The following is a 23,336-nucleotide window of genomic DNA, read 5'->3' as shown; positions in this document are numbered from 1 at the left end:
GTTAATGTTTTACCTGGCACGGGGCGACCTTCTTTTCTGGCAATATCTCGCCAATGATACAAGGTTTGCACCGCGATGCCTTCTTCCCGAGCGACCTCTGCGACCGTTAAGTTGTGAGGAGGTAATAATTTTTTAAGGATCGCCTCTTTACGTTCTGGTGAATACCGAGCCATATCGTTCTCTTTTGCCGCACCCTGTCTTTAAACATAATGATTATTTAGGGGTGACAACAATCCTGACACAGGGGGCCTGCGGACTTGCGTTAAAACAACACAAAGCCTCCCAAGGTTTTTATTGTGCAAATAAGCATCATTTTGATCGAAATGAGCAAGGTTATTGGGTTTTTACTAAACCACAACGCCAAAAGCCGACAGGGGATTCGCGCGAGCAAGTTAGGGCTAAGCGTTTTCTTCTCGAATCAGGCATCTTTTCGCCTTTAATCGATAAATTGGCTGAGATAATCACCGGCTCTATCAAGCCTGACGCTTGTTTATTGGATTATGAATGCGCTGAGGGCTTCTATTTGCGTGCTTTAGCCTCCAAGTTGGCAGAGGTCGAAAATCCGCGAAACGTCCAGTACGTGGGTGTAGCGGACGCAGAAAATGCTATTTTTGCTGCAGCAAAAGCGCAGACTCCTGGGATCTTGTGTTTAAGCTCTTCTAAAAAATTACCCTTTGCCGATAATTGTGTGGATTTTATTACTGTTATTGATAGGCCGTTAAAGGGAAAAGAGTCTGTCAGGGTATTGAAAGACGATGGGACCATGTTACTGGTTATGCCTGGGCCACGACATCTATGGCAACTCAGAGAATATATTTATTCCGACTTGGCTGAAAAACCTTTCCAAGTGAATTTACCCTCAGCATTATTGGTAAAAGAAACTCAGTCACTGCGCTTTACTTTATCAGTTACAGGTGAACAGGCATTAACGTTATTGGATATGGCACCCTATGCGTGGCGTGCAACTGACAAGATGAAACACGATATTCAAGCTAATCATTTTGAGTTGCTAGAAATTGACTATGTATTAGTCTTAGCACATAAAGGCGTGAGTGAATCGCTATAGGTTAAAACTTGCAGTCGATGCGGTTAATTTTAAGACAATTCATAGGCTTAGTTAGATGTTTTTTTGATGTTTTAAAAGGCTATATTACTCAAGTCTATGATTCTGCTTGACGTTTTTATGTTGTTTTTATGTTGGATAGGCTGAAGGTGTTATTATTTTTAACTTTAGGCCTATTTGTTCAGTGACAAATACAACCTTCTTATTGCCTTTGTTTCCCATATAGCCTCGATTTTTTTATCTATAGCTGTGCTTTAAATTAATAGCTTTCATTTCCCATAAATACATTTTTTATGATAAATGAGGCTGATTGTTAGGGATGCTTAAAAACGCAAACGAGAAGTTTAGATTAATAATGCGACTTTATTTAAAAGAGGGATAGCACTCGTTTATACAGAAGTATGCCAAGGCTAACTTTTAGGGGGGAGGTAGGCGAATCGCCTTTAACATGCCTTTGGAAGTTTAAAATCAATTTAGCGATTTTGTATTGCCGCACTCGCTATTCTTTGCATGGCAATCTTGAATTGCAGGCATAAAAAAAGGCTTAGATTGATGTGCTTATCGCTTTCATCTTTCTTAAGCCTTTTGTCTTAACTTACTAAATAGTAAGCTAAATTACCTTTCATTACTTCTTGTAACGAGAAGCAACGTTGTCTAAACGGTCGTTTGCGCGTTTAGCTTCTGCTTGTGCGTCCATAGATGCTGCTTTTGCATCTTTAACGTCTGCAGACAGTTTGCTTTGCTCTGATTTCAGAGAACCAACATCAGCTGACAATTGATCAACTTTGTTGCCCAGAGTTGCAACGCTTTCTTCCAGAGCAGTAGTGTTCGCGCAACCACCTAGTAGGGCAGTCATTGCTAAACCAGCAATCATCAGTACTTTTTTGTTCATTGTAAAAAATCCCTTAAAATAGGTTGGATTTGAATGTTTCGTTACTTTGTAAGCGAAACTGCCTAATTATGACATAGCTATTTTAATTTGCTACGAATATTAATGTGTTTAACCACTATAGGCATATAAATTTTTTTTAAAAGCTTTTTTTCTATGTGATATCGACATTTCTAATCGTAAAAAGGGGCATTATTCACCATGCAGTGATGCACGACTTACAAATCCTTTACAAATTACTGGTTGTCCATCGGCAGTTTTGTTTGCATTTTTTGTTTAAACTGACTGACGGCTTCAACTCGATGTAAATTTAAGGCTTGTTTTATCTCTGCGCCTTGGAAACCAGTGGCAATGATGGCGGCAATATCGACATTATTGGCGACAGTGAAGCACTGAGTTAAATACTCTCCCTGAGGATATGGGATGTTTTCAAATCCTGTGCGGCCGCGCATATCTGCGGTGCAAGCTAATATAAGTTGCGTTAAGCGCTCTGGTTTACGCCAAAAGTCAGCTTTATCGAATATTTTAACGATAGTTTCGGCTCTGAGCTCGAATGCCTGATGGACGTTCTGATGTTGGTCGCTGACGAGTAACGCCAGATCGCGTGCCTCATTGGGTACTCGTAAACGTGTACAGAGGGCTTTTATGAGTGGCAAGCCTTTCTGGCCATGGCCGTGATGCTTTGGTAAATGCTCTTTTGGACTCAGTGCTTTGCCCAAATCATGTACTAGGGCGGCAAACCGAACGCTTTTATCCTCAGTCAGCAGTGCGGCTTGAGCGAGCACCATTAAGGTATGCACGCCAGTATCTATTTCAGGATGCCATTTTTCAGGTTGAGGTATGCCAAATAAGGCGTGAATTTCAGGGAATAGGACTTCGAGTGCGCCACATTGGTGAAGTACCTCAAAAAAGACCTCTGGGTGAGGTCCGCCTAAACTTTTATCAACTTCTTGCCAAACTCGCTCCGCCGTTAAAGCGCTAAGCTCATCGCTTGCGCTAATTTGACGCATCAGTGCCAGGGTTTCTGCGGCAATTTGAAATCCTAAGGCATGAAACCTTGCGGCAAAGCGGGCGACGCGTAACACTCGCAGTGGATCTTCAACGAAAGCATCCGACACATGGCGTAACAGGCGCGCGTTAATATCCTCAATACCATTAAAAGGATCATATAAGTTGCCCTTTTCATCTTGGGCGATCGCATTGATGGTTAGATCTCGGCGCAACAAATCTTGTTCTAAAGTCACATCAGGGCTGGCGTGGCAGCTAAAACCACCATAACCCAGACCAATTTTTCGTTCGGTTCGGGCTAAAGCATATTCTTGTTGATTTTTGGGATGTAGAAATACGGGGAAATCTTTACCCACTTGGCGGTAACCCTGATGCAACATTTGTTCTGGTGTTGCTCCAACGACGAGGTAATCTTTATCTTTAATGGGAAGATTGAGCAGGCTGTCACGTACAGCACCGCCGACGAGATATATTTTCACAGGCAAGATTCGGCTAATGTGTCATGAACATAGCTTATCACGCTCATTAAGATGATGGATAAAGTCGTTGCGAGATATTTGCGCACTTATCTGTCACATTGATGTTGCAGATATTTTGACAATAACATTGGGACGCTTTAACGTGGGGCGTTATTTTTAAATTAGGATGATTGGTGGTATGTACAAGGCCTTTTACGGACTCAGCGATAACCCTTTTTCAATTGCACCCAATCCCCATTATTTGTTTCTGAGTGATAGGCACAGAGAGGCGTTAGCCCATTTAACCTATGGGTTAGGGGAAACGGGCGGCTTTGTGTTGTTAACAGGGGAAGTCGGTACGGGTAAAACAACAGTATCTCGTTGTTTACTTGGGCAATTGCCCGACAATACCGATACTGCTTTTATCCTTAATCCGTCGTTAACTGAGCTTGAATTACTCGCAACGCTTTGTGATGAGCTTAAGATTTCCTACGGCGATAATCCTACACTCAAGCAATTGACTGATCACTTGAGCCGTTTTTTATTGGCAAATCACAGCAAAGGTCGTAATACCGTGCTCATTATCGATGAAGCACAGCATTTACGTCCTGAGGTGCTGGAGCAATTGCGTCTTCTGACCAATTTGGAGACGGACACTAAGAAGTTACTGCAGGTGATTTTAATCGGTCAGCCGGAATTACAGCTGTTATTGAAGCGCCAAGAATTGCGTCAGTTAGCCCAGCGGATCACGGCTCGTTATCATTTATTGCCGCTCAATGAAGATGAAATCGCCCTCTATGTGCTGCATCGTTTGCAAGTGGCAGGGCGGTTTGAGCCTTTATTCACCCGTAAAGCCGTTAACGTTTTGCAGAAATACAGTGGCGGCATCCCTCGATTAATTAACCTTTTATGTGAACGTTCACTGATGGCAGGCTATGCACAATCGCGGGTGCCCATAGATCATCATATGGTGCGGCAAGCTGCGGCTGAAGTATTAGGTGAAGAAGAACCGACTCAAAATAGGTATTTGTGGCCGACAGCAACCGCTGCGGCGTTATGTGTTGCGTTTGGTGTGTCTTATTGGTTATTTACTGATAAGTCAGTCAATACGGTGCCAGCGTCCAATTTGGTTTCTGGGTCTGTGCCAACAAATGTGGCGTCATTAAATGCTCAAACCTTAGGCGGGGAATACATCGCTGATAAGTCAGTAAAACCGACTAATCAACCAAGCGGTCAGACTTCCATTCCCGATCCTAATCAACGTCTGTTAAACGAGGCGATTAATCAGAGTCGCAATATCGATACTGCTTTTGCAGGTTTATTTAGCGTGTGGGGCAAAGTGCCCTATAAAGGCTTGACGGCTTGCCAATCGGCGGTTGAGCAAGGATTAGCTTGCTATCAACAGCAGGGTAACTGGATGTCACTGACTCGGCTTAATTATCCGGCTGTCGTGTATTTGGTTGATGACAAGCAACAAGATTTTTATGGTGCAGTGCTTGCGGTAGAGGGGGAACAATTACTGATGCAACTGGGTGAGCAGCAACTTTGGGTTGATAGAGCTTGGTTTAATCAACATTTCAGTGGCACCTTCGAAATATTATGGCAAGCACCTAATTTGCCTATGATGGATATCAGTCAAAAATCGAGTCCTGGTCAATTACAGTGGTTAGAGAATGCGTTAGCCCATGTGAATGGTCGTAGCCCCCGTCGGGTTAATCAATTTGATGTGCAATTGGAAAATGATCTTAAAACCTTCCAAAGTCAGCATGGATTAAAAGCCGATGGTATTGCAGGGAATCAAACATTAGTGAGATTAAATTTGTATTTAAGTCAGCAAGGCCCACGGTTAACTGATGATGGGGCGCGCAGCTGATGTCCATTTTACTCGATGCTGTAACCCGCAATAAACAACAGCAACAATCACCGTTACCTGATGCTGTGATGACGCCAAGGGCGAATTATCCACAGCCACGTAAATCGGGTGTGCCGATAGGAAAACTGTCTTTATTAGTCGTTGCAGTTGCCGCTGGAATTGGTGTGGCTTGGGGATTAAGCGTTTGGAATAAAACTCGACTTTCCCAAAGTGGTACTGTGGCAGTGGCTAATGTACTGCCATCAATTTCATCATTGCCACCTTCGACTGGGATTAAAAATGAGCTTCAGTCTACCGCGGTAGGATCTGCCTCTGAGCTCCAAGTTGAGCCCAGTGCTGCTTCAGGTGTTCGGCTTGCTGGGAAAGTGGCGCTTCCTCGGACGCAGACTTTACCCGAGCTAACGGTATCGCCGCAATTTCAGGCTGAGACTGTAGTATCAAATGCGCCTGAAATGAATGCTAGCGCGAATATAACGACCAATTCTGTTGGTATGCCGGCTCAAAGTGATAGCAATTCGGGTTTTAGTGATTCAAGCTACGCAGATTATATGTCGACGTCAGCCCAAGTCGATGCGGCAAGTCAGGAAGCGGTTGTGCCAGCAGAGACGCAATCACAGCAGCCTATGATGTTAGGCGCTAATGCCAATGAGTCGGGTCTAGCGAGTCTTGAAGCCCTGCGTCAGCAAGTCAGTGCCGCGGCGGAAGATGTCGGTTTAGAGACCAATAAAAGTCGCGATGAAGATAAGTTAGTGGCTTCCTTTCAAAATGCATTAAAGGATGTGGAATATGTTAATGCTGCAGAGACGAATGTCACTGAAGCTAAATTAGATCCTATCCCCAAAACTGCTGTGGATGAAATTCCGAAATACGGCCAATTACCTGCAGGCCTACAATTACAAGTGCCTGAATTTAATATCGTTGCTCATGTTTATTCCAGCGACCCTGCGCAGAGATGGCTGAATGTAGACGGTGCCGAGTTACAAGAAGGGGATATGATTGCTGGTAAGCTGAAAATCATCTCTATTCGTCCAAGGGACATAGTGTTAGATATTCAAGGAACCCAGTTTAAGGTGCCCGCAATCTAATCAGGTATTACGATAAGTCATGCTAGCGGTTATTTGTGGTAACAATGAATAAGTAGTTGATAAAAAAGGCGCACTAGGCGCCTTTTTTGATCTTAGTGAATATCAACTTAATCAAACAGTCTGTTGGCTAAGAATAGGGTCAGTGCGTAACCGACGCTGTAGCAGAGGAAAAGTGCAGGAACATATTTCAAGTAACTCACAAAAGTCAGTTCTTTCACTTTACTCATGGCAACAATACCTGATGCTGAACCGATAATCAGCAGTGAACCACCTACCCCGACGCTGTAAGTCAAGCCAAGCCATTCAGGAGTACTCAGTACTGGATTGGCTTTTAACAATGCCGCAGTTAGCGGTACGTTATCAATTAAGGCTGAGCCCATACCCGTGACGAAGTTAGAGATGTTTGGATTAAACTGAGTATAAGCTTCAGTCAACATGTCTAAGGTGCCAATTTCTTTAAGCATACCAACGAGCAGTAAAATACCTAAGAAGAACAACAGAGTGTCGTATTCAACTTGGCGAATATACTCTAGGATCTTGATTTCTTCTTTATCACTGCGCGTGGTATGACCAATCAGGAACATAATTGATAGACCCGTTAAGAAGGTTAACACTGGCGGGATACCAAACAATATGTTGAGTAGCATGGTCATTAAAATGGTGCAGAAGAAGACGAGGGCAATCAATACATCAACGGTTTGATAAGTATGTTTGATTGGCGTCGTGCTCACAACACCTTCGGCTTTGAGTGAGAATAGGGTTGCCAGTAAAATCACGCTGACGGCTGAAGGGATAAACAACATCAATAGTTCAGACATATGCACATGTCCAGCTAAGAAGATCATCAATGTCGTTACATCACCAGTGATCAGGGCTACACCGCCTGAGTTCACCGCGAAGATAATCAACACTGCCATTCTACGGCGCATTTGCTTGTCGAGTTTAAAGGTGGTTAATAAACCTAAAGACACCAAAGTCGCGGTGACGTTATCACAAAATGCTGAGAGCACGAGTGCAAACAGGGCAACTTGGATCATTAACATACGCACTGATACTTTCTGTGGAAACAGCTTTTGCACCATGATTTGGATCATACCCTTAGCATTCAAATATGCTACGAAGGTCATGGTCGACATCAGAAAGAGCCAAAGTGTGGCAATCTCGAGCAAATTTTCATTGAGCTGATGGGCAACGATTTTCTCATTAGCCGGTTCCCCTGCAGCCATAAACAGCGCTACCCAAGAGATACAGCCAAAGAATAAGGTGGTTTTTGCTTTATTAAGGTGGGTCACTTCTTCGAAAATAATACTGAGCAATGCGAGCACGGCCAGTAAGATGAGAAAGGTATTTAACATAACTGCAATTCCAACTGCTGTTTTGATGTCGTAGGGCGACTTGAGTCAACCTAAAGATTGGGCATATCAAGGCTAAATTAAGCTAGCCGTGTTAGCGCGTGCGGATCAGAACATAATGGGCTAGAGAACGCAACTGTTAGCTGTAACTCAATTTAATGCCTCTTTGTGATGTCTATCTCATGATTTTTGGTTGCCAATTAGTTTTATATATTGGTTTTTGTGATTATTGCAGCGTTATTAACTGTATTGTTTGATTTGATTACCGTGTTAAAAGTGAGATCTACGATTAAAGTCTAAGCAGTTAGTTTGCATATTCTTCAATTAATTTTTATTCAGGGCGATATTCCTGAATTGTCATGCCTATGTAGGCAGGCATTTTTAATGCTTACCTTTTGAATTAGTGCCCGCTCGGAAGTTGAGTGCTCTTAGCACTCAGTCCCGCAGAATTCTGCGTCTTGAGCTTGTTTGGGTATCAATACTGGATATTGTGTTTTTGAAGTAGAGGAAAATGACATTTATTATCCGGAATCTTTTGCTTTTAGGCTCACTCGTTTGGTTAACGTATTGTGGTAAGCAACTTATTGCGCTGGGCGTGATGGGTTGGCCTTAGCACGTTATTGAGCATATCCACTTGACCTTACAATTCATGGTGGCTGCGAAAATATTTAAATCGGCTTTAGGTTCTAAAAAGTCTGATCGTTATTAAAGCGACACAAAGCTAACTAAATCTAATAAAAGCAAAGGGACGCATTGGCGTCCCTTTGTTATGTTTAAACGGCTTAAATACTAAAGCTTAGGCTTAGCTTGCCGCTTTCATGCTCGCCAATACGCGATCAGCCGCTTCTAAGGTTAAGCGCATCTCTTCTTCGCCATGGGCCATTGACAGGAAGCCAGCTTCATAGGCACTTGGCGCTAAGTAAACACCTTCATCTAGCATGCCGTGGTAGAAAATACGGAACTGTTCGATGTTGCATTGGGTCACTTGGTCGAAACGGGTGATCTCCGGTTGTTCTGTGAAGAAGAAACCGAACATGCCACCAACATAGTTGATCGCCATTGGAATACCGTGCTTATCCGCAGCCGCTTTAAAGCCTTCTGCAATACGTTTTGTTTTCGCGCTCAGTGCTTCGTATAGACCTTCTTCACACAGGGCTTCCATTTGTGCCAGACCCGCTGACATCGCAATGGGGTTACCCGATAACGTACCCGCTTGGTAAACCGGACCCGTAGGGGCGATAAATTGCATCACATCTTTACGGCCACCGAAAGCCCCCACTGGCATGCCGCCACCAATCACTTTACCAAGTGTGGTTAAGTCTGGTGTGACGCCGTAGTAACCTTGAGCACCACTTAGTGATACGCGAAAACCTGTCATCACTTCATCGATAATCAACAGCGCGCCAAACTCATCACACATATCACGCAGGCCTTGAAGGAAACCTGGGACAGGTGGAATGCAGTTCATGTTGCCAGCAACGGGCTCTATGATGATGCAAGAAATCTCAGTTGGATACTGTTCGAACAGGGTTCTAACTGAATCTAAATCGTTATACACAGCGGTTAAGGTGTGCTTGGCGAAATCTTCTGGAATACCTGGTGAGCTAGGTTGGCCTAACGTTAACGCGCCAGAACCGGCTTTCACTAACAGGCAATCTGCGTGGCCGTGGTAGCAGCCTTCAAATTTTAAGATCTTGTCACGATTGGTAAAACCGCGTGCTAAACGGATAGCACTCATAGTGGCTTCTGTACCTGAACTCACCATGCGTACTTGCTCGATAGAAGGCACCATAGAGATGACTTTTTCGGCCATTTGCACTTCAAGCTCAGTTGGCGCACCAAAAGATAAGCCATTTTCTACTGCTGCTAATACAGCTGCACGGATTTTAGGATGGTTGTGGCCGAGGATCATCGGGCCCCAAGAACCGACATAGTCGATATAAGCTTTACCATCGGCATCGTAAATATAAGCGCCGTTAGCTTTTTCAATAAACAGGGGCGAACCGCCTACACCATTAAATGCACGAACCGGAGAGTTAACGCCGCCGGGGATGGTTTTTTTAGCCTGTTCAAATAGCGCTTCGGAACGGGTCATGTTTAGTCCTTAAAGTCTGTAGCCAATTAGCGATCGGCTTTACGTGAATACCAATTAACCGGACACTCATATTTTTCGAGTTGATTATCAACGCCGAGTGTCAATGCAAACAAAGCCATGCGAATTAACAGTCCATTATCCGCCTGTCTGAAGATAGCAAGATTGGGATGGCTGTTTAAATCATTATCTAACTCATTGGCTTGCGCGCGTGAATCCCTTGGAAGCGGATGCATAATGACAGTGTTAGATTTGCAATGCTGAGTGTAAATACTGCGATTTAAGCGGAACTTGCCGCGATACTTATTTGCTTCTTCCTGTGAAGGGAAGCGTTCTTCTTGAATGCGAGTGAGATACAAAATATCTGCTTGATCTAAATGGCCTTCAAGTTGGTCGGTTATTTTGATGCTATGGCCAGCATTTTCAATGTCGGAGATCACATAATCAGGCATAGCTAATTCAGCAGGTGAAATCAGTGTGAAACTGATGTTCTTATACATGCAGAGTAAGCGCGACAGTGAATGCACTGTACGGCCAAATTTTAAGTCGCCGACCATAGCGATGTGCATGCCATCTATACCGCGGCCAGCACACTTGAGTTCTTTTTGGATAGTGTATAAGTCGAGCAAAGCTTGGGTCGGATGCTCGTTCGAACCATCGCCGCCGTTGATCACTGGGACGCGGCTGCCTTCAGCAAACTCTTTGACCGAGTAAGAGTCTGGATGGCGCATGGCAATGACATCAGAATAGGTGGATAACACCCGCGCCGTATCGTACAGGGATTCACCTTTAGATAAAGACGATGAAGCCATACCTGTGGTTTCACGTACATGGCCGCCAAGTAAGTTAAAGGCACAGCCAAAACTTACGCGAGTACGGGTACTCGGTTCGAAAAACAGGTTACCTAAAATGGCGCCATCGAGCACATTATTGCGCTTCTCTCGAAGTGCATAGGGCATCATGCGGCTAGCGACATTAAAAATAGTTTGGATTGAGTCAAGATCTAACTGGTTTACGGAGAGGATATGGGATCCTTCGAACTGATTCATCAGCCTGTTTTCCAATTTGCTAGGGGGCATTTTAAGCAGCATTATCGCGCTTATCTGCCCTGATGTTATGTAGGGTGGCTGAGGCGCGATTGTAGCAGAAGCACTGGGGCAACGAAATAGCCACATTGCCACTGTGTTAGATTTTTGCGATGAAGCCCAAAGCTTTTAATCTGCCGTCTCAGGTTTTGAAGCGATATTAGGCTTGGCCTGAACGAATCTCCTGTTGTAGGTTCGACCAACTGATCACCCCAACCACATTGTCTGGTGTATCTTGATAGATAAACACCTCACCGCAGCGTTTGGGCGACAATAGTGAATAGACTTCATTGAGGGTGGTGCTGTCGCTTAGCCCTTGCATGGGATGGCGTGATAGCGTGGTACTGTCATCATAGGATTGCATTTCAAGACTAAGCATTTCGATAATGCCATCGGCATTGCGGACTAGCACAGGGCGACCTTCGGCGCGTTTTAGCACTTCGAGTAACAATTCATCGTTGTTATTGACGATAACAAAGCGTTTATCCATTAAGGCTCGCACGCCTTTTTTTTGCAGTGCTAAATTCACGGGGGCGACCTTATAACCTAGTCCCATAATTTCTAATTGCTTAAAGAAAATGGAGTCAGTCTTAAAACCCTGAGAAGCAATTAAAAAAGCCGGAATTGTTACAAACATTGCCGGTAAAATAATGCTGGCGTCATTAGTCATTTCTAACAGGGCGACTAAGGCGGCCAGCGGCGCGCTTAAACACACGCCCATCATGGCTGTCATGCCGATTACAGTGTAAAGCCCTACATAAGGGGCGATGGAGGGAAATAAGATAGCGCTGATCAGCGCCAAAATCGCCCCGAGCAGCGCGCCGATACCATAAAGTGGACCAATCAAACCACCGGGAATACCTAAGCCAATCGCCGCAATAGTGGCGATGGTTTTGGCAAATAACAGGGCGATTAACAGCAACAGGCTTGGATGTTGGCTAATGGCTTCGCTAATGGCGAGATCGCCCGTGCCAAGGGCTTGCGGCAACACGAGACCGATTAGTGTGGTGACGCTGCCCGCCAGTAATAGTCGGTAAATGAGTGGCCAGTTTTGACCCGTCGCGGTGACTTTTAATAGCGAGTAATTAAATAGTGCCGCGGCGCAGCCCAATACCACGCCACCAATGGCGAGAATAGGGTAATGGTCTAAGGGAATGTGGATCACTTGAATACGGTCAAATTCGTGCACATTACCAAACACCAGTTGGCTTGAAACTGCGCCACAAATTGTGGAGAGCATAATCGGGAAAAAGTAATGGATTTTATATTCACGTACTATCACTTCGAGTACAAAAATCACCGCCGCTAAGGGCGCGTTAAAAGTGGCGGCAATCCCTGCGGCAATCCCACTGGCACACATGATGCGTACGCTATTATCGGGAAGATTGAATTTTTCAGCGAGAAAACTGGCGCTGACAGCACCCAGATGAATGGCTGGACCTTCACGGCCGACTGAGAAATTTGTGCCTAGGGCAAAGAGTGCTTGAAAAAATTGCCCAGCGGCGGATTGTAGGGGGATTTTACCATAATGCAGTTTAACTCTATGTAATACATAGGCTATTCCCATACGTTTGTAGCGTTTGGAGCCCAACTTCGCCACTATCCAAATTAATATTGCGCCTAAAAGGGGTAACAGGGCTCGCCAGTCGGCGACGTTCCCCGTAAAATCCAGCGCCTGTATTTGGGTGTAATGATTAGCCCAAACGAGCAAGAGTCGAAACAGTAAGATCACACAGGATGCAAAAATAGCAAATAACAGTGCCAGTATGCACAGCTGTGCACTGATGCGGGCTTGAGATAAATGGTCACGTAGCTCATTGGTTAAATACTTTTTGGCTGTGACTATGGCATGTTGGATAGCGACTTTATTTATCGTTAATTGCACTACATTGGCCTGAGTTGTATTGTATCGAACTCGTTCTTGAGTTGATTGTATTTTATATAAGGGGCTGTTACCTAATGCCAAATTATCATCGTTGGCTAGATCGGCTGCAAGTGATGGATCTCAAGTATCGTCCATCTTCTGTATATTTATCGCTTTTAGTGTTAGTTTCTATTCTTTTTGGGGCTTGGATAAGTTTTTTGCTATTAAGTAGCGATGAGCCTGTTGTTAAGCATATCTGCAGCAAGACTCAACGCTTGACCGCTGAGTTAGAGGCACAGACCCAACTACTTGCAACCCGAAATTTAGAGCTGTCCGTCGAGCGAGAGGCTAATACCCAAATGCAAGAAATGTTTGGCCAGCAAATGAAAAAGCAAAAAGAATTGGAACATGAGCTGGCATTTTACCGCAGCATTATGACACCGGATGATAATGCTGAAGGTGTTGCTATTCACGGACTTGAAATGACGCGGGGCGCTTTGGCCGATGAATATCATCTCAAGTTGGTGTTGACTCAGTTGCAAAAGCGTAAGCAAGCTATTCAAGGTCGAACTGAATTGACGCTCATTGGTGTGCAAAATGGCAAATCTGTTAGTTTGAGTGTGAACAAACTCACGGGTTCTAAGTTGGAATTTGATTTTCGTTATTTTCAAGTCATAGATACCAAGGTCACTGTTCCTGCTGGCTTTAATTTACAACAAGTGAAAGTCAAAGTGCTGGTGCCTTCGAGCCGCTGGACTAAGAATTCGCAGACCGAACATGTCTATAGTGCCCCTGAGTTATTACAGGGTGAAAAAGAACCACGGGTAATACTTGAACAAAACAGTCAGGTAAAGGATAATTTGCCCCAGAAAACTGATGTAAGAGGTAGTAATGACTGATCAAGCTGATACAGCAATGCCAATCCAATTTACCGATGCGGCAGCCGCTAAGGTGAAAGGTTTGCTGGAAGAAGAGCAAAATCCTGCACTTAAGCTACGAGTCTATGTGACTGGTGGTGGTTGTTCTGGATTTCAGTACGGCTTTACCTTTGATGAAAAGGTTAATGACGGCGATTTTACGATAGAAAAACAAGGCGTTCTCTTGGTTGTCGATCCTATGAGCCTACAATATTTAGTCGGTGGTGAAGTGGATTACACTTCAGGACTGGAAGGTTCTCGCTTCTTCGTGAAAAACCCTAACGCAACCACAACTTGTGGCTGTGGTGCCAGTTTCTCTGTGTAAAAATTTTTTCTGTTTAATGATGACTAACTTTGCATCTTTTTAGGCGTGGAGTGAGATCAAAAAAGCCGTCGCAATGACGGCTTTTTGTTGGGCTAAATTTATTTTCTACAAGAGCTTAGCTCATGATGTTCAGGTTAAGCTTAGGCTTAAACCATGCCTTTACCTTTTTATCAAAGGCTATCCAAACTTGCAGCAATGACAAGACGATCAAAGCGATAAAAATTATATAGTCAGGCAGTTTTCCCTGCCATTCACCTAAGTACACTGTCGTTGGACCTACCACTAAGTTGCCCGGATCGTACATGATCACTGGCAGCATGCTAATCAATCCAAGCTGCACGACTGTGTAGCCGCGCAGCATGATAAGCCCTGCTTTTTGCCGACCGATAATGGCAATCACCATCAGGAGGGTTAGCAGACAAAATAACACCCCTTGTTTAGCGATTAAGCCACTCACTGACGCAACAACATACACTAGCAATAGGGCAATGAGTCGTTTCGGAAAGTGCTGACTAAGGGCTGTACTTGCCTCTGGTGTCGGTATCGCCGATTTTTGCTCGCTCATAGGCATTCTCGTTTAGCGATAGCGATTAGTGGCTTTGCTTAGGCGCTAATCTTTGATCTAACTCATAAGGTGGGATTACCACACCTAAATCATCTAATACTGGGAATACGGCGACAAAGAGGTCGTCATCTTCCATGCCTGGCACCCATCTTTCGTGAAATTCGTCGAGTGGAATCGCTAACGTTTGGCAATCACTCCATTCATCCATAGCCCAAGAATCAGCGGCTTCTTCGGTTGGCCACATTGGGATGCAATCTTCTTCTTCAGTGGTTAACATCACGCAACCGTCTTGATCTTGTAATGTCCAAAGTATTTTGTGTTCTTTAACTTGTTCAACGAGGTAATCGTAACGGGCTTCTGGCGTCATTGCTGCTGTCTCAGCGAGTTTTTTAACAGTCTTGCTCATGAAAAATATCTCTTTTGCTTGGATAGGGCGAAGCCTGTTGTGTATTTAGTCGCACAGCAAAATTCGCCAGTTGGCTAAATGGTAACATTAGAGCGGGATTAGAAAAAGAACAACAGCGCCAAGAGAGCGCTGTTGTGTTAGATCTTCGGCTTTTATTCTGCCGCGCGGAAGTAGCGATAGATAAAGCCCGCCAAAATAGCGCCGACAATCGGTGCTACCCAGAACAACCAGAGTTGTGATACCGCCCAGTCACCGACAAACAGTGCAGGGCCTGTGCTACGCGCTGGGTTCACCGAAGTATTGGACACAGGAATACTAATAAGGTGAATTAGGGTTAAACCTAACCCTATGGCAATTGGGGCAAATCCTTTAGGCGCTCGCTCATCGGTGGCGCCTAAAATAATAATCAAGAAGAACAGTGTCATAACGATTTCACAAATCATCACCGACAGCATGCTATAGCCACCCGGTGAGTGCTCACCAAAACCGTTAGAGGCAAATCCGCCCGCGAGTGAAAATCCCTCTTGTCCTGAAGCGATGAGATACAAGATGCCAGCGCCCACAATTCCACCCGCGACTTGGGCTATGATATAGGGCAATAATTCTGCTGCCGGAAAACGTCCCCCAGCCCAAATGCCGAATGACACTGCAGGGTTGAGATGACAACCTGAAATATGGCCAATCGCAAAGGCCATAGTCAGAACCGTTAAGCCAAATGCGAGCGCGACACCGAGTAAGCCTATGCCCACCTCGGGAAATGCAGCGGCAAGTACCGCACTGCCACAACCTCCAAGGACTAACCATAAGGTGCCAAGAAATTCTGCCGCCATTTTTTGTGACATGTTCATTGTTTGATTTCCTATTCTTTTAAAGACGCTTGTTTGTTAATCAGTGCGTCTTTATTCCTAATTTACCTGCCTATTAACGGATCTTGTCTGAGTGAGCAAAATCGCGCTGTAGACACGAGTTCCCTTAAAACCAGTTTCTTATTGGACGCCTATGAGGCTATTCCTAAGTGTTTGAGCTGTTTAGAGCAATATCCTGTATCCGTTTTTACTATAGTGAGACTTGATTAAGCTTCAGTGACGAAACTTTTTTACTCATGTTTCTGTCACTAAATACTTCAGTAATTAAGAATAGATGGCTTTAAAATAGCTGCTGATTTTCTTGATAAATTTAGGCAGGAAGAGGGGAAAAGATTAGTTTGTCTTTTAAAGACAACAAGAGCTTCATGTAGAAGCTCTTGTTTAAGTTATCGCTTTAGTATTTTGCGAAGGCCAATTACTTAGCGATAAATCGTCCGCCGAGTACTGCTTCGCGGGAGGCGCCTGTTACAGCAGGGAGATTAGCGGGTAAACATAAGTGATTGCGCATGGCGAGCCAGGCAAAGGCGATGCCTTCTGCCCACTTAGGATCTACGCCAAGGGCCGAGGTAGTATCCAGCTTATAACCTGGTAATAAGGCTGCAAGACGCTGCATCAGTTGACCATTAAATGCACCGCCGCCACAGACGAATAATTCTCCTTCATTGGATAGTTTTATAATGTCTTGGGCTATGCTGTGGCAGGTTAAATCCAATAAAGTTGATTGAATATCTTCTTCATCTAAATGATTAAAGGGCGATAATTGCTGCTCTAACCAAGCTTGGTTAAACAGTTCGCGACCAGTGCTTTTAGGGTAAGCAAGGGAAAAATACGGATGCGAAAGCAACTGAGTTAATAAGCTTTGATCAGTTTTTCCGGATGCAGCCCATTCGCCATTTTTATCGAAGGGCTCACTTTTAACCTGTTGCATCCAGGCATCAATTAAGGTGTTGCCAGGCCCTGTATCAAAGCCTAAAACTTCTTCGCTATTGCCCGGCAGATAGGTGATATTGGCAATACCACCAATATTGAGGATGACACGTTTTTTACCGACTTGGGCAAAGGTTTGCTGGTGGAATGCGGGTACTAAGGGCGCACCTTGCCCACCAAGAGCAATATCTTTGCGACGAAAATCGGCAATGACATCTATGCCTGTTTCGGTCGCAATAGTATTAGGATCGCCAATTTGTAAGGTAAAACCCACTTCGAGGTTTGGCATATGGCGCACAGTTTGACCATGGCTACCAATGGCGATGACATCTTCTTTCGCAATAGCACATTTAGCCATCAGATTATTGACGGCTAAGGCAAACAGCTGACCCACATTACGATCTAAACGGCCGAGGCGGTTAATTTCATCTGAGCTGGGTAAGCACAGGCGCTGTAGACCTTTGAGCAAATGGCTCGGAATAGCTTCGGTATGGCTGGCGATAAGCTGCGGCTGTGCGCCTGAAAAGTCGACCAATACTGCATCGACACCGTCCATGCTGGTGCCTGACATAAGTCCAATATAATAAGCGTTTTTCATTGGGAGGAATCCATCCGTCGTTATTGCATTGCCAATTGCGTTTGCTTGTTTTGCGAAAGTGTAGTCATCAATTGCTTGCTAAGTGCATCGAATTGATTTTTTTCTTTTCTCGCAATTGATTCGGATTTCGGTAGCGTAATCGTTCTCGGGTTGCGGTGTACGCCATTGACGATAAATTCGTAATGTAAATGAGCCCCAGTGACACGGCCTGTTTTACCTAAAGTACCAATAATTTGTCCTTGCTTAACGTTGGCGCCTTTGCTGACATTACGTTTTGTGAGGTGTAGATATTTGGTGGTATAGGTATCGTTATGTTTGATAAACACATAGTTACCGTTGAATTGATTATAACCAGACTCAATAACGCGTCCACTACCCGCAGCTTTAATGGGCGTGCCAATGGCTGCGACATAGTCTACACCGCGATGGGCTTTGACTTGGCCTGTCACTGGGTGCAAACGTCTTGGGTTAAAGTTGGAGCTGACATACTTAAAATCGACCGGTGAGCGCAGGAAGGCTTTACGCATGCTAGTGCCATTTTCGGAATAATAGTTACCGTCGGTATAGCGAATGGCAGTATAGCGCTCATCTTGGTTAACAAATTCTGCAGCTAAGATATTGCCATTACGCAAAAATTCACCATCGGCATATTCTTGCTCGTAAATAATGGCGAAGCTGTCGCCTTCGCGTAAGTCTAAGGCAAAGTCGATATCCCAGCCGAATACGGTCGATAATTGTAATATCTGGTTAGCAGACATGCCTGCATCCACAGCGGCATTCCAGAAATTGCTCTTAATTTTGGCACTGGTGAAATGGTTGCGGATTTCCACATCCTTTTCGGAGATTTTTTCGTTGTATTGCTCTTGGCTTTTAGTGATGACTAGGGTTGAAATAGCATCGACTCGATAACGCACTTCAGTCAAATTACCGTTTTCATCCTTTGAAATCACAATTTCTTCGCCCGGCATTATCTTAAGCAAGTTTTGCTTGGCTAAAGGCAACTGGGTGATTTCATAAACGTCTTTGCTGGTTAAGCCAGCGCGATCAAATACCGCGGCTAAAGTATCACCATTTTTGACGTTAAAATGTTCGACATCTCTGTGAAGAGCGCTTTCGTGGGATCCTGCGGTTTGATTATTGGCTCCAGCTGCAGCGAGCGCATCGGGTGAGGATAACGGTTCAGCCGTTGTCGGAGCATTATCTGTTTGACCTTCTGGCAACTCAGGGCGTTCAGGCGAGCGAAAAGCTAAGGGCACATCATAACGGGTGTTGATTTGAGCTTGGTCATCAATGCTAGTGGTTTGTCTTGAAGCTTGCGCTTCTTCAGAAGGTAGAAGCATGGTTATCATTGTGATAACTGAAAGAATGCTAAGGAGAATTTGATGCTTTTTAGGCAACAATTTAAATAACGTTATAACCTTTCCCATTGACGCCGATACCAATAACCAGAGACTTAAATAATCCCGTTAGTGTACACACTTTCAATTGTGGTGGCTAACAAGTAACATAAGTCTCTTCATTTTATGATCATGGCCTTAGGAGTCCCTGCCGAGATGGCTGATTTAGACCAAGTATTAGCAGAAATTAGACGTGGTACCGATGAGATTTTACTCGAAGCGGATCTGCTGGAAAAACTCAAAGAAGGACGTCCACTCCGTATTAAGTTAGGCGCTGACCCTACCGCTCCGGATATCCATCTTGGACACACAGTAATCTTGAATAAATTAAGATTATTCCAAGAGTTAGGTCATGAAGTCATTTTTTTGATTGGTGACTTTACTGGTATGGTGGGGGACCCAAGTGGTAAAAATAGCACACGTCCGCCGCTCACCCGTGAACAAGTTTTAGCAAACGCAGAAACCTATAAAGAACAGGTTTACAAGATCCTCGATCCTGCTAAGACTCGTATCGAATTCAACTCAAGCTGGTTAGAGCCATTGGGCGCCGCAGGTATGATCCGTCTCGCGTCTAAGCAAACTGTGGCTCGTATGATGGAGCGCGATGACTTTAAGAAGCGTTATGCCTCGGGTCAGTCGATTGCGATTCATGAGTTTATGTATCCTTTACTTCAGGGCTATGACTCAGTTGCGCTACAGGCCGATGTTGAGCTGGGTGGTACAGATCAAAAGTTCAACCTGTTAATGGGCCGTGAGCTGCAAAAAGCCGAAGGCCAAAAGCCACAAGCTGTGATCATGATGCCGCTGCTTGAAGGTTTAGATGGCGTGAAGAAAATGTCTAAATCGGCGCATAACTATATTGGCGTGAGCGAACCTGCCAACGAAATGTTTGGCAAGCTGATGTCAATTTCGGATGACTTGATGTGGCGCTACTTTGAACTACTGTCATTCCGCCCACTGGCTGAAATTGAACAGTTTAAGCAAGATGTGGCGAATGGGTCTAACCCACGTGACATTAAAATCGCCTTAGCTAAGGAAATTATCACACGTTTCCACGATGCAGCGTCTGCCGAAAGTGCGCATCAAGCCTTTGTCGATCGTTCTAAGGGCATGATCCCCGATGATATCGAAGAAATTGAGTTAGCTGCGGGTGAAGGTATTGCGATTGCCAATCTGTTGAAAGACGCTGACTTAGTGTCATCGACTTCAGAAGCGATGCGGATGATCAAGCAAGGCGCGGTGAAGATGGACGGCGAAAAGCTAGAAGATAGCCGTATGACTTTGTTCGCGGGTACTGTTGCTGTATTCCAAGTCGGTAAACGTAAGTTTGCCAAAGTGACTTTGGTATAGTGACGTTGGTTTAGTTAGGTTTACGCTACAGTAAGTTTAAACGAACAAAAAGAGCGCCTTAGGGCGCTCTTTGTTTTTGAATCTTTTGACAATACAAGATTAAGGCGCTGTGCTGGCCTCATGCTCGGCGATATTACATCTGTCGGTGCCAAAGTGTTGCCCGCCACTGCATTTCCATGCCAATTGGGCCGAACTTACCTGCCAAAGTTTAGCGTTTTGTTTCAGTGAGATAATCAACAGCATCTGTGGATGCTGCTTGGAAAGCTCGCTCACTTGATAGGTTAAAATGCCGTCTTTATTGGTTTGAGTTCGCACTAAGGTAAATTTGTTGCCTGCATATTGGCTGCTGATTTTATTGGGATCTTCCGACCAAGGCTGATGTTGCGCCTGAGCGGTACGTAGTTGTTGATTAAAATGGCTTACTGGCTGAACGGCGTAGGAAACGATAATGGGCTGTAAGGCCTGTGCTTTGGGGGCCAGTATTAAGCCATTAAGGGCGAGTAGGGCAATCAATCCAAAAAACTTCATACAAACCTCATTGAAACGAAACGGATCAGTCAATTTTTCAAGGGTGAAACACGCAGTGGTATTGACTCATTGTTAGTTTCGACTCGTTTTTAGGGATCAAGTTTCAAAGACGGATAAATTTTGTGACTATTGCATCGCTAATTGGTCTGACATGGTCTGGTAATCGATTAGGTCGACATGTTCCGTTACTCTGCGATTGAGCATGTCGATCTTAAGGCTTGTCACACCAGGTATCGCAACATCGATGATTTTCCCCGGTTTGCCAAATTGTTCACCTGGACCCTTGAAATGATAGTTACCTATCATCACTACTAAAGAGCCTGCGTTATACATATGTTCTATGTTGAAGTTGTACTCGAGCACGCCCTCGTGGGCGCGCTCAAGGAAGTCGATGATGAAGCGGCCGCCGGTGTATTTGCGGTTGGCGGTTTTGTCGAAGAAGACGCTTTCGCGGTTATAGAATTTGCGCAGTGTCTTATAGTCGTGTTCAGTTAGCGCATTCATATATTTTACGGCTAACTGCTGTTCTTGTGGCATTTCACCTGAGTTGGCTTGCGCCGCTGCAGGATTGAGGGCTGGAACAAAAATGAGGCACAAAATAAAACACAATATTCGCAAACTATTCCCTCTTGGTCTTGAGATCAAAGGCCGGTAATGAAAGATGCCACTTGATGGCACTTAAGCGGATTAACAGGGCACTGGCCATCGCCAGAAACAGCGCCATTTTTTCGCCCATACCGTAGGCTAAGCTCACGGTATAGCCGATACCACCTATGATCGAAGCTGTGGCATAGACTTCTGTGCGTAAGACCATAGGAACTTGTCTACACAGTAAGTCTCGAATAATGCCTCCTCCCACGCCTGTGATCAAGCCCATTACGACGGCAATCATCCCACTCAAGCCCATATTGAGGGCCTTTTCAGCACCTATCACGGTAAAGAGGGCCAATCCAAAGGCATCTGCGACGGGTAAAATATACTCGGGTACCTTACGAGGGCGACGGACTAATAGCAAACAGACGAGCACGGTTGCGAGGATCACTATGATGTAATTCGGGTCGCGGATCCAGAACACTGGCGTTGCACCAATTAAGGCATCACGAATACTGCCACCACCGACAGCGGTAACCGAGGCGAGCACGATTACGCCAAAGGGGTCCATTCTATGGCGTCCAGCGGCAAGTGCGCCGGATAATGCAAATACAGCGGTACCCCATAAATCAAAAAAGTAGATCCACTGGCTCATTTACTCATCTCTTTGATATGGATATTTAATGCGTCAACAGAGATGCGGATTTCAATCACAGATAAAATCAGTGAATAGAGCAAGAGCAGTAGGCTAGCGCCAAAAATCACTGAGCCGGTTTTATTAAAGCCGATATAGATAAAAATCATACACAGTACGCATAGGGCAAAGCTTGACACGCCTGCTTCCTGCATTCGACGAATGATAGTAATACGCTGGCTCAGGTTCTTAATTTGATCTTTATGTACGGGTTTTTCACCATTGCTTAAATTTCGGATTAATGCGGCTAAGGCAAAAAAACGATTGGTATAAGCTAATAATAACAATGAGATAGCAGGAAATAACAACGCAGGTGTTGTTAATGAAACATGCATGTTTTCGAGCAAGATGGTCAGCCTTTAACTTCACGTTGAGATAATGCGGCATCATATCACAGGCTTTGTAACCAACGTAAACTTGCCCATAACAAGGGCAGTATAATGATAAAGCTAAACCAGATAGCACAGGCACGTGAGGTCAGCTTAATTGCAGGCGTGATGTCATCACAGGTTGGCTGCGGACCGTAGCACAATTTATCCACATTGATACGCACGCCAGCAAACTTCTGTGGTCCACCGAGCTCGATTCTCAAAATACTGGCCACGAGATTCACACTGAGAACATAACCTCTAATAGCGTGATGATTTTTAGGGGCTCTAAAAAGTTTTGCAAACGCCTTAGGCCCGCCTTGAATGGCGAGCGACAGGCTCCACAACCAAGCCGGAATCGCCAGCAAGATAATGGATACACCATTCACAGTACTGCAGAAATGTTGATACTTTGGTTGAATGGGCGGCCAGCTCAATTCGAGTTGTTTGAGCATTCGCACAGCTAGTACTAGCGGTGCTCCAGCAATAGCGAAAAAGAAAATGGTCGATGCTGTGCCGTAAATAGGCGCTGTGGCGAGTTTTTCTATGGTGGCTTTGGCTAGGCCGATTTCCGACAAACTATCGGTATCGCGCACTACCCAAGGCTGTAAAAGCTTTTTTGCGCTGGCATTGTCTCCACGTTTTAAGGCTTTAGCGATTTCATCGGCGACTTGGCTAAACCCTGCATCGGTTAAGCATAGATAAAGCACCAAAAATTCGAAAAACCATGGAAAGGCGGCCAGTTCGAGCAAAAAGGTGATAATGGCCCAAAACGGAAACAGTAACAGCATCATAGCTAAAAAGCCTGCTGTGGCTTGTTGGCTTGGAGATCGTTCAGGGCGATTCACTTTGGCTGCGAGTTGCTTAGCTAAATGGCTAAACCAAATAAGCGGCTGCATTTCCCGTGGCAATGGCGCTAACCGCGCCAATAACAAAGCAAAAAAAAGTACCAAAAAGCCTTCAAACAAAGCGCCATCTATCTCGACAAGTTGTTGATAAAAAGAGGTGTGCATTCGGTACTTTCCACTTAAGTGA

23 protein-coding genes are annotated in these 23,336 nt (G+C 44.8%); 6 read left to right on the top strand and 17 right to left on the bottom strand.

All coding sequences use genetic code 11. The features are described 5' to 3' along the window. Positions 1-173 (bottom strand): transposase (locus L5M10_RS10900; protein ID WP_263179001.1); only part of this gene is annotated, 173 nt, incomplete at its 3' end. 50 nt (positions 174-223) lie between these two features. Between L5M10_RS10900 and L5M10_RS10895 the strand changes: the two genes are divergently transcribed. Beyond that, positions 224-1,066 carry an SAM-dependent methyltransferase gene (locus tag L5M10_RS10895; RefSeq protein ID WP_263255262.1) on the top strand — a complete coding sequence of 281 codons (843 nt, stop codon included), beginning with the start codon at positions 224-226 and terminating at the stop codon, positions 1,064-1,066. 622 nt (positions 1,067-1,688) lie between these two features. On the opposite strand, the gene L5M10_RS10890 is transcribed toward L5M10_RS10895, so the two are convergent. Next, on the bottom strand, positions 1,689-1,955 hold the full coding sequence (locus L5M10_RS10890) for an Lpp/OprI family alanine-zipper lipoprotein (RefSeq protein ID WP_006080732.1): 267 nt from the start codon (positions 1,953-1,955) through the stop codon (positions 1,689-1,691). A gap of 233 nt (positions 1,956-2,188) precedes the next feature. Then, positions 2,189-3,439, bottom strand: coding sequence for a multifunctional CCA addition/repair protein (locus L5M10_RS10885; RefSeq protein ID WP_263175529.1), 1,251 nt, complete (start codon positions 3,437-3,439; stop codon positions 2,189-2,191). Between the two features lie 178 nt (positions 3,440-3,617). Here L5M10_RS10885 and L5M10_RS10880 point away from each other — a divergent pair, with 178 nt between their 5' ends. Together L5M10_RS10880 and L5M10_RS10875 are read left to right on the top strand one after the other, a co-directional pair. Continuing rightward, positions 3,618-5,291, top strand: a complete 1,674-nt coding sequence (locus L5M10_RS10880; protein ID WP_263180796.1) for an ExeA family protein — start codon at positions 3,618-3,620, stop codon at positions 5,289-5,291. After that, positions 5,291-6,376 carry a general secretion pathway protein GspB gene (locus tag L5M10_RS10875; protein WP_263255261.1) on the top strand — a complete coding sequence of 362 codons (1,086 nt, stop codon included), beginning with the start codon at positions 5,291-5,293 and terminating at the stop codon, positions 6,374-6,376. The genes L5M10_RS10880 and L5M10_RS10875 overlap by 1 nt, the downstream gene beginning before the upstream one ends. Before the next feature lie 107 nt (positions 6,377-6,483). On the opposite strand, the gene nhaD is transcribed toward L5M10_RS10875, so the two are convergent. The 4 genes from nhaD to L5M10_RS10855 all read right to left on the bottom strand — a co-directional run bounded on the left by nhaD (position 6,484) and on the right by L5M10_RS10855 (position 12,790). Continuing rightward, positions 6,484-7,731, bottom strand: coding sequence for a sodium:proton antiporter NhaD (gene nhaD, locus L5M10_RS10870; protein WP_028760859.1), 1,248 nt, complete (start codon positions 7,729-7,731; stop codon positions 6,484-6,486). A 799-nt stretch (positions 7,732-8,530) separates the two neighbouring features. Continuing rightward, positions 8,531-9,823: a glutamate-1-semialdehyde 2,1-aminomutase gene (gene hemL / locus L5M10_RS10865; protein WP_105249882.1), complete on the bottom strand. Its 1,293-nt coding sequence runs from the start codon at positions 9,821-9,823 to the stop codon at positions 8,531-8,533. A gap of 26 nt (positions 9,824-9,849) precedes the next feature. After that, positions 9,850-10,869, bottom strand: a complete 1,020-nt coding sequence (locus tag L5M10_RS10860; protein WP_105249881.1) for an aspartate carbamoyltransferase — start codon at positions 10,867-10,869, stop codon at positions 9,850-9,852. Between the two features lie 196 nt (positions 10,870-11,065). Continuing rightward, positions 11,066-12,790 carry a chloride channel protein gene (locus L5M10_RS10855; RefSeq protein WP_263255260.1) on the bottom strand — a complete coding sequence of 575 codons (1,725 nt, stop codon included), beginning with the start codon at positions 12,788-12,790 and terminating at the stop codon, positions 11,066-11,068. Between the two features lie 74 nt (positions 12,791-12,864). Here L5M10_RS10855 and L5M10_RS10850 point away from each other — a divergent pair, with 74 nt between their 5' ends. Both L5M10_RS10850 and erpA read left to right on the top strand, forming a co-directional pair. Then, positions 12,865-13,668, top strand: coding sequence for a DUF6776 family protein (locus L5M10_RS10850; protein ID WP_263255259.1), 804 nt, complete (start codon positions 12,865-12,867; stop codon positions 13,666-13,668). Next, positions 13,661-14,011, top strand: coding sequence for an iron-sulfur cluster insertion protein ErpA (gene erpA / locus L5M10_RS10845; RefSeq protein WP_006080742.1), 351 nt, complete (start codon positions 13,661-13,663; stop codon positions 14,009-14,011). The genes L5M10_RS10850 and erpA overlap by 8 nt, the downstream gene beginning before the upstream one ends. 115 nt (positions 14,012-14,126) lie before the next feature. Here the strand turns inward: erpA and L5M10_RS10840 are convergent, their stop codons facing one another. The 5 genes from L5M10_RS10840 to L5M10_RS10820 form a co-directional block, all read right to left on the bottom strand. Then, positions 14,127-14,576: a hypothetical protein gene (locus L5M10_RS10840; protein WP_212599970.1), complete on the bottom strand. Its 450-nt coding sequence runs from the start codon at positions 14,574-14,576 to the stop codon at positions 14,127-14,129. A 25-nt stretch (positions 14,577-14,601) separates the two neighbouring features. Beyond that, complete coding sequence (locus L5M10_RS10835; RefSeq protein ID WP_263255258.1) at positions 14,602-14,982, bottom strand: DUF2750 domain-containing protein; 381 nt, start codon at positions 14,980-14,982, stop codon at positions 14,602-14,604. Positions 14,983-15,134: 152 nt separating this feature from the next. Beyond that, positions 15,135-15,830 (bottom strand): aquaporin Z, encoded by a 696-nt coding sequence (gene aqpZ / locus L5M10_RS10830; protein WP_263255257.1) that lies wholly within the window; start codon positions 15,828-15,830, stop codon positions 15,135-15,137. Positions 15,831-16,263: 433 nt separating this feature from the next. Beyond that, positions 16,264-17,373 carry an anhydro-N-acetylmuramic acid kinase gene (locus L5M10_RS10825; protein WP_263255256.1) on the bottom strand — a complete coding sequence of 370 codons (1,110 nt, stop codon included), beginning with the start codon at positions 17,371-17,373 and terminating at the stop codon, positions 16,264-16,266. Between the two features lie 20 nt (positions 17,374-17,393). Beyond that, a complete protein-coding gene (locus L5M10_RS10820; RefSeq protein ID WP_263255255.1) occupies positions 17,394-18,800 on the bottom strand; it encodes a peptidoglycan DD-metalloendopeptidase family protein in 1,407 nt (468 codons plus the stop codon). A gap of 126 nt (positions 18,801-18,926) precedes the next feature. On the opposite strand from L5M10_RS10820, the gene tyrS reads away from it, so the two are divergent. After that, entirely contained in the window at positions 18,927-20,120 is a 1,194-nt protein-coding gene (gene tyrS, locus L5M10_RS10815) for a tyrosine--tRNA ligase (RefSeq protein WP_263200188.1), read from the top strand. 99 nt (positions 20,121-20,219) lie between these two features. On the opposite strand, the gene L5M10_RS10810 is transcribed toward tyrS, so the two are convergent. The 5 genes from L5M10_RS10810 to L5M10_RS10790 all read right to left on the bottom strand — a co-directional run bounded on the left by L5M10_RS10810 (position 20,220) and on the right by L5M10_RS10790 (position 23,314). Beyond that, the gene (locus L5M10_RS10810) at positions 20,220-20,648 is read right to left on the bottom strand and encodes a hypothetical protein (RefSeq protein ID WP_113940677.1); all 429 of its coding nucleotides are present in this window, start codon (positions 20,646-20,648) and stop codon (positions 20,220-20,222) included. 126 nt (positions 20,649-20,774) lie between these two features. Next, positions 20,775-21,266, bottom strand: a complete 492-nt coding sequence (locus tag L5M10_RS10805; protein ID WP_028760847.1) for a nuclear transport factor 2 family protein — start codon at positions 21,264-21,266, stop codon at positions 20,775-20,777. Position 21,267: 1 nt separating this feature from the next. Further along, a complete protein-coding gene (locus L5M10_RS10800) occupies positions 21,268-21,894 on the bottom strand; it encodes a trimeric intracellular cation channel family protein (protein WP_105249873.1) in 627 nt (208 codons plus the stop codon). After that, positions 21,891-22,268 (bottom strand): DUF2721 domain-containing protein, encoded by a 378-nt coding sequence (locus L5M10_RS10795; protein ID WP_012088590.1) that lies wholly within the window; start codon positions 22,266-22,268, stop codon positions 21,891-21,893. The genes L5M10_RS10800 and L5M10_RS10795 overlap by 4 nt, the downstream gene beginning before the upstream one ends. Positions 22,269-22,324: 56 nt before the next feature. Then, the gene (locus L5M10_RS10790) at positions 22,325-23,314 is read right to left on the bottom strand and encodes a cobalamin biosynthesis protein (RefSeq protein ID WP_212599976.1); all 990 of its coding nucleotides are present in this window, start codon (positions 23,312-23,314) and stop codon (positions 22,325-22,327) included. Positions 23,315-23,336 lie beyond the last annotated feature (22 nt).

Source organism: Shewanella sp. SM32 (assembly GCF_025654235.1).
GTDB classification, from domain to species: domain Bacteria; phylum Pseudomonadota; class Gammaproteobacteria; order Enterobacterales; family Shewanellaceae; genus Shewanella; species Shewanella oncorhynchi.
This window is presented reverse-complemented; position numbering and strand designations above follow the sequence as displayed.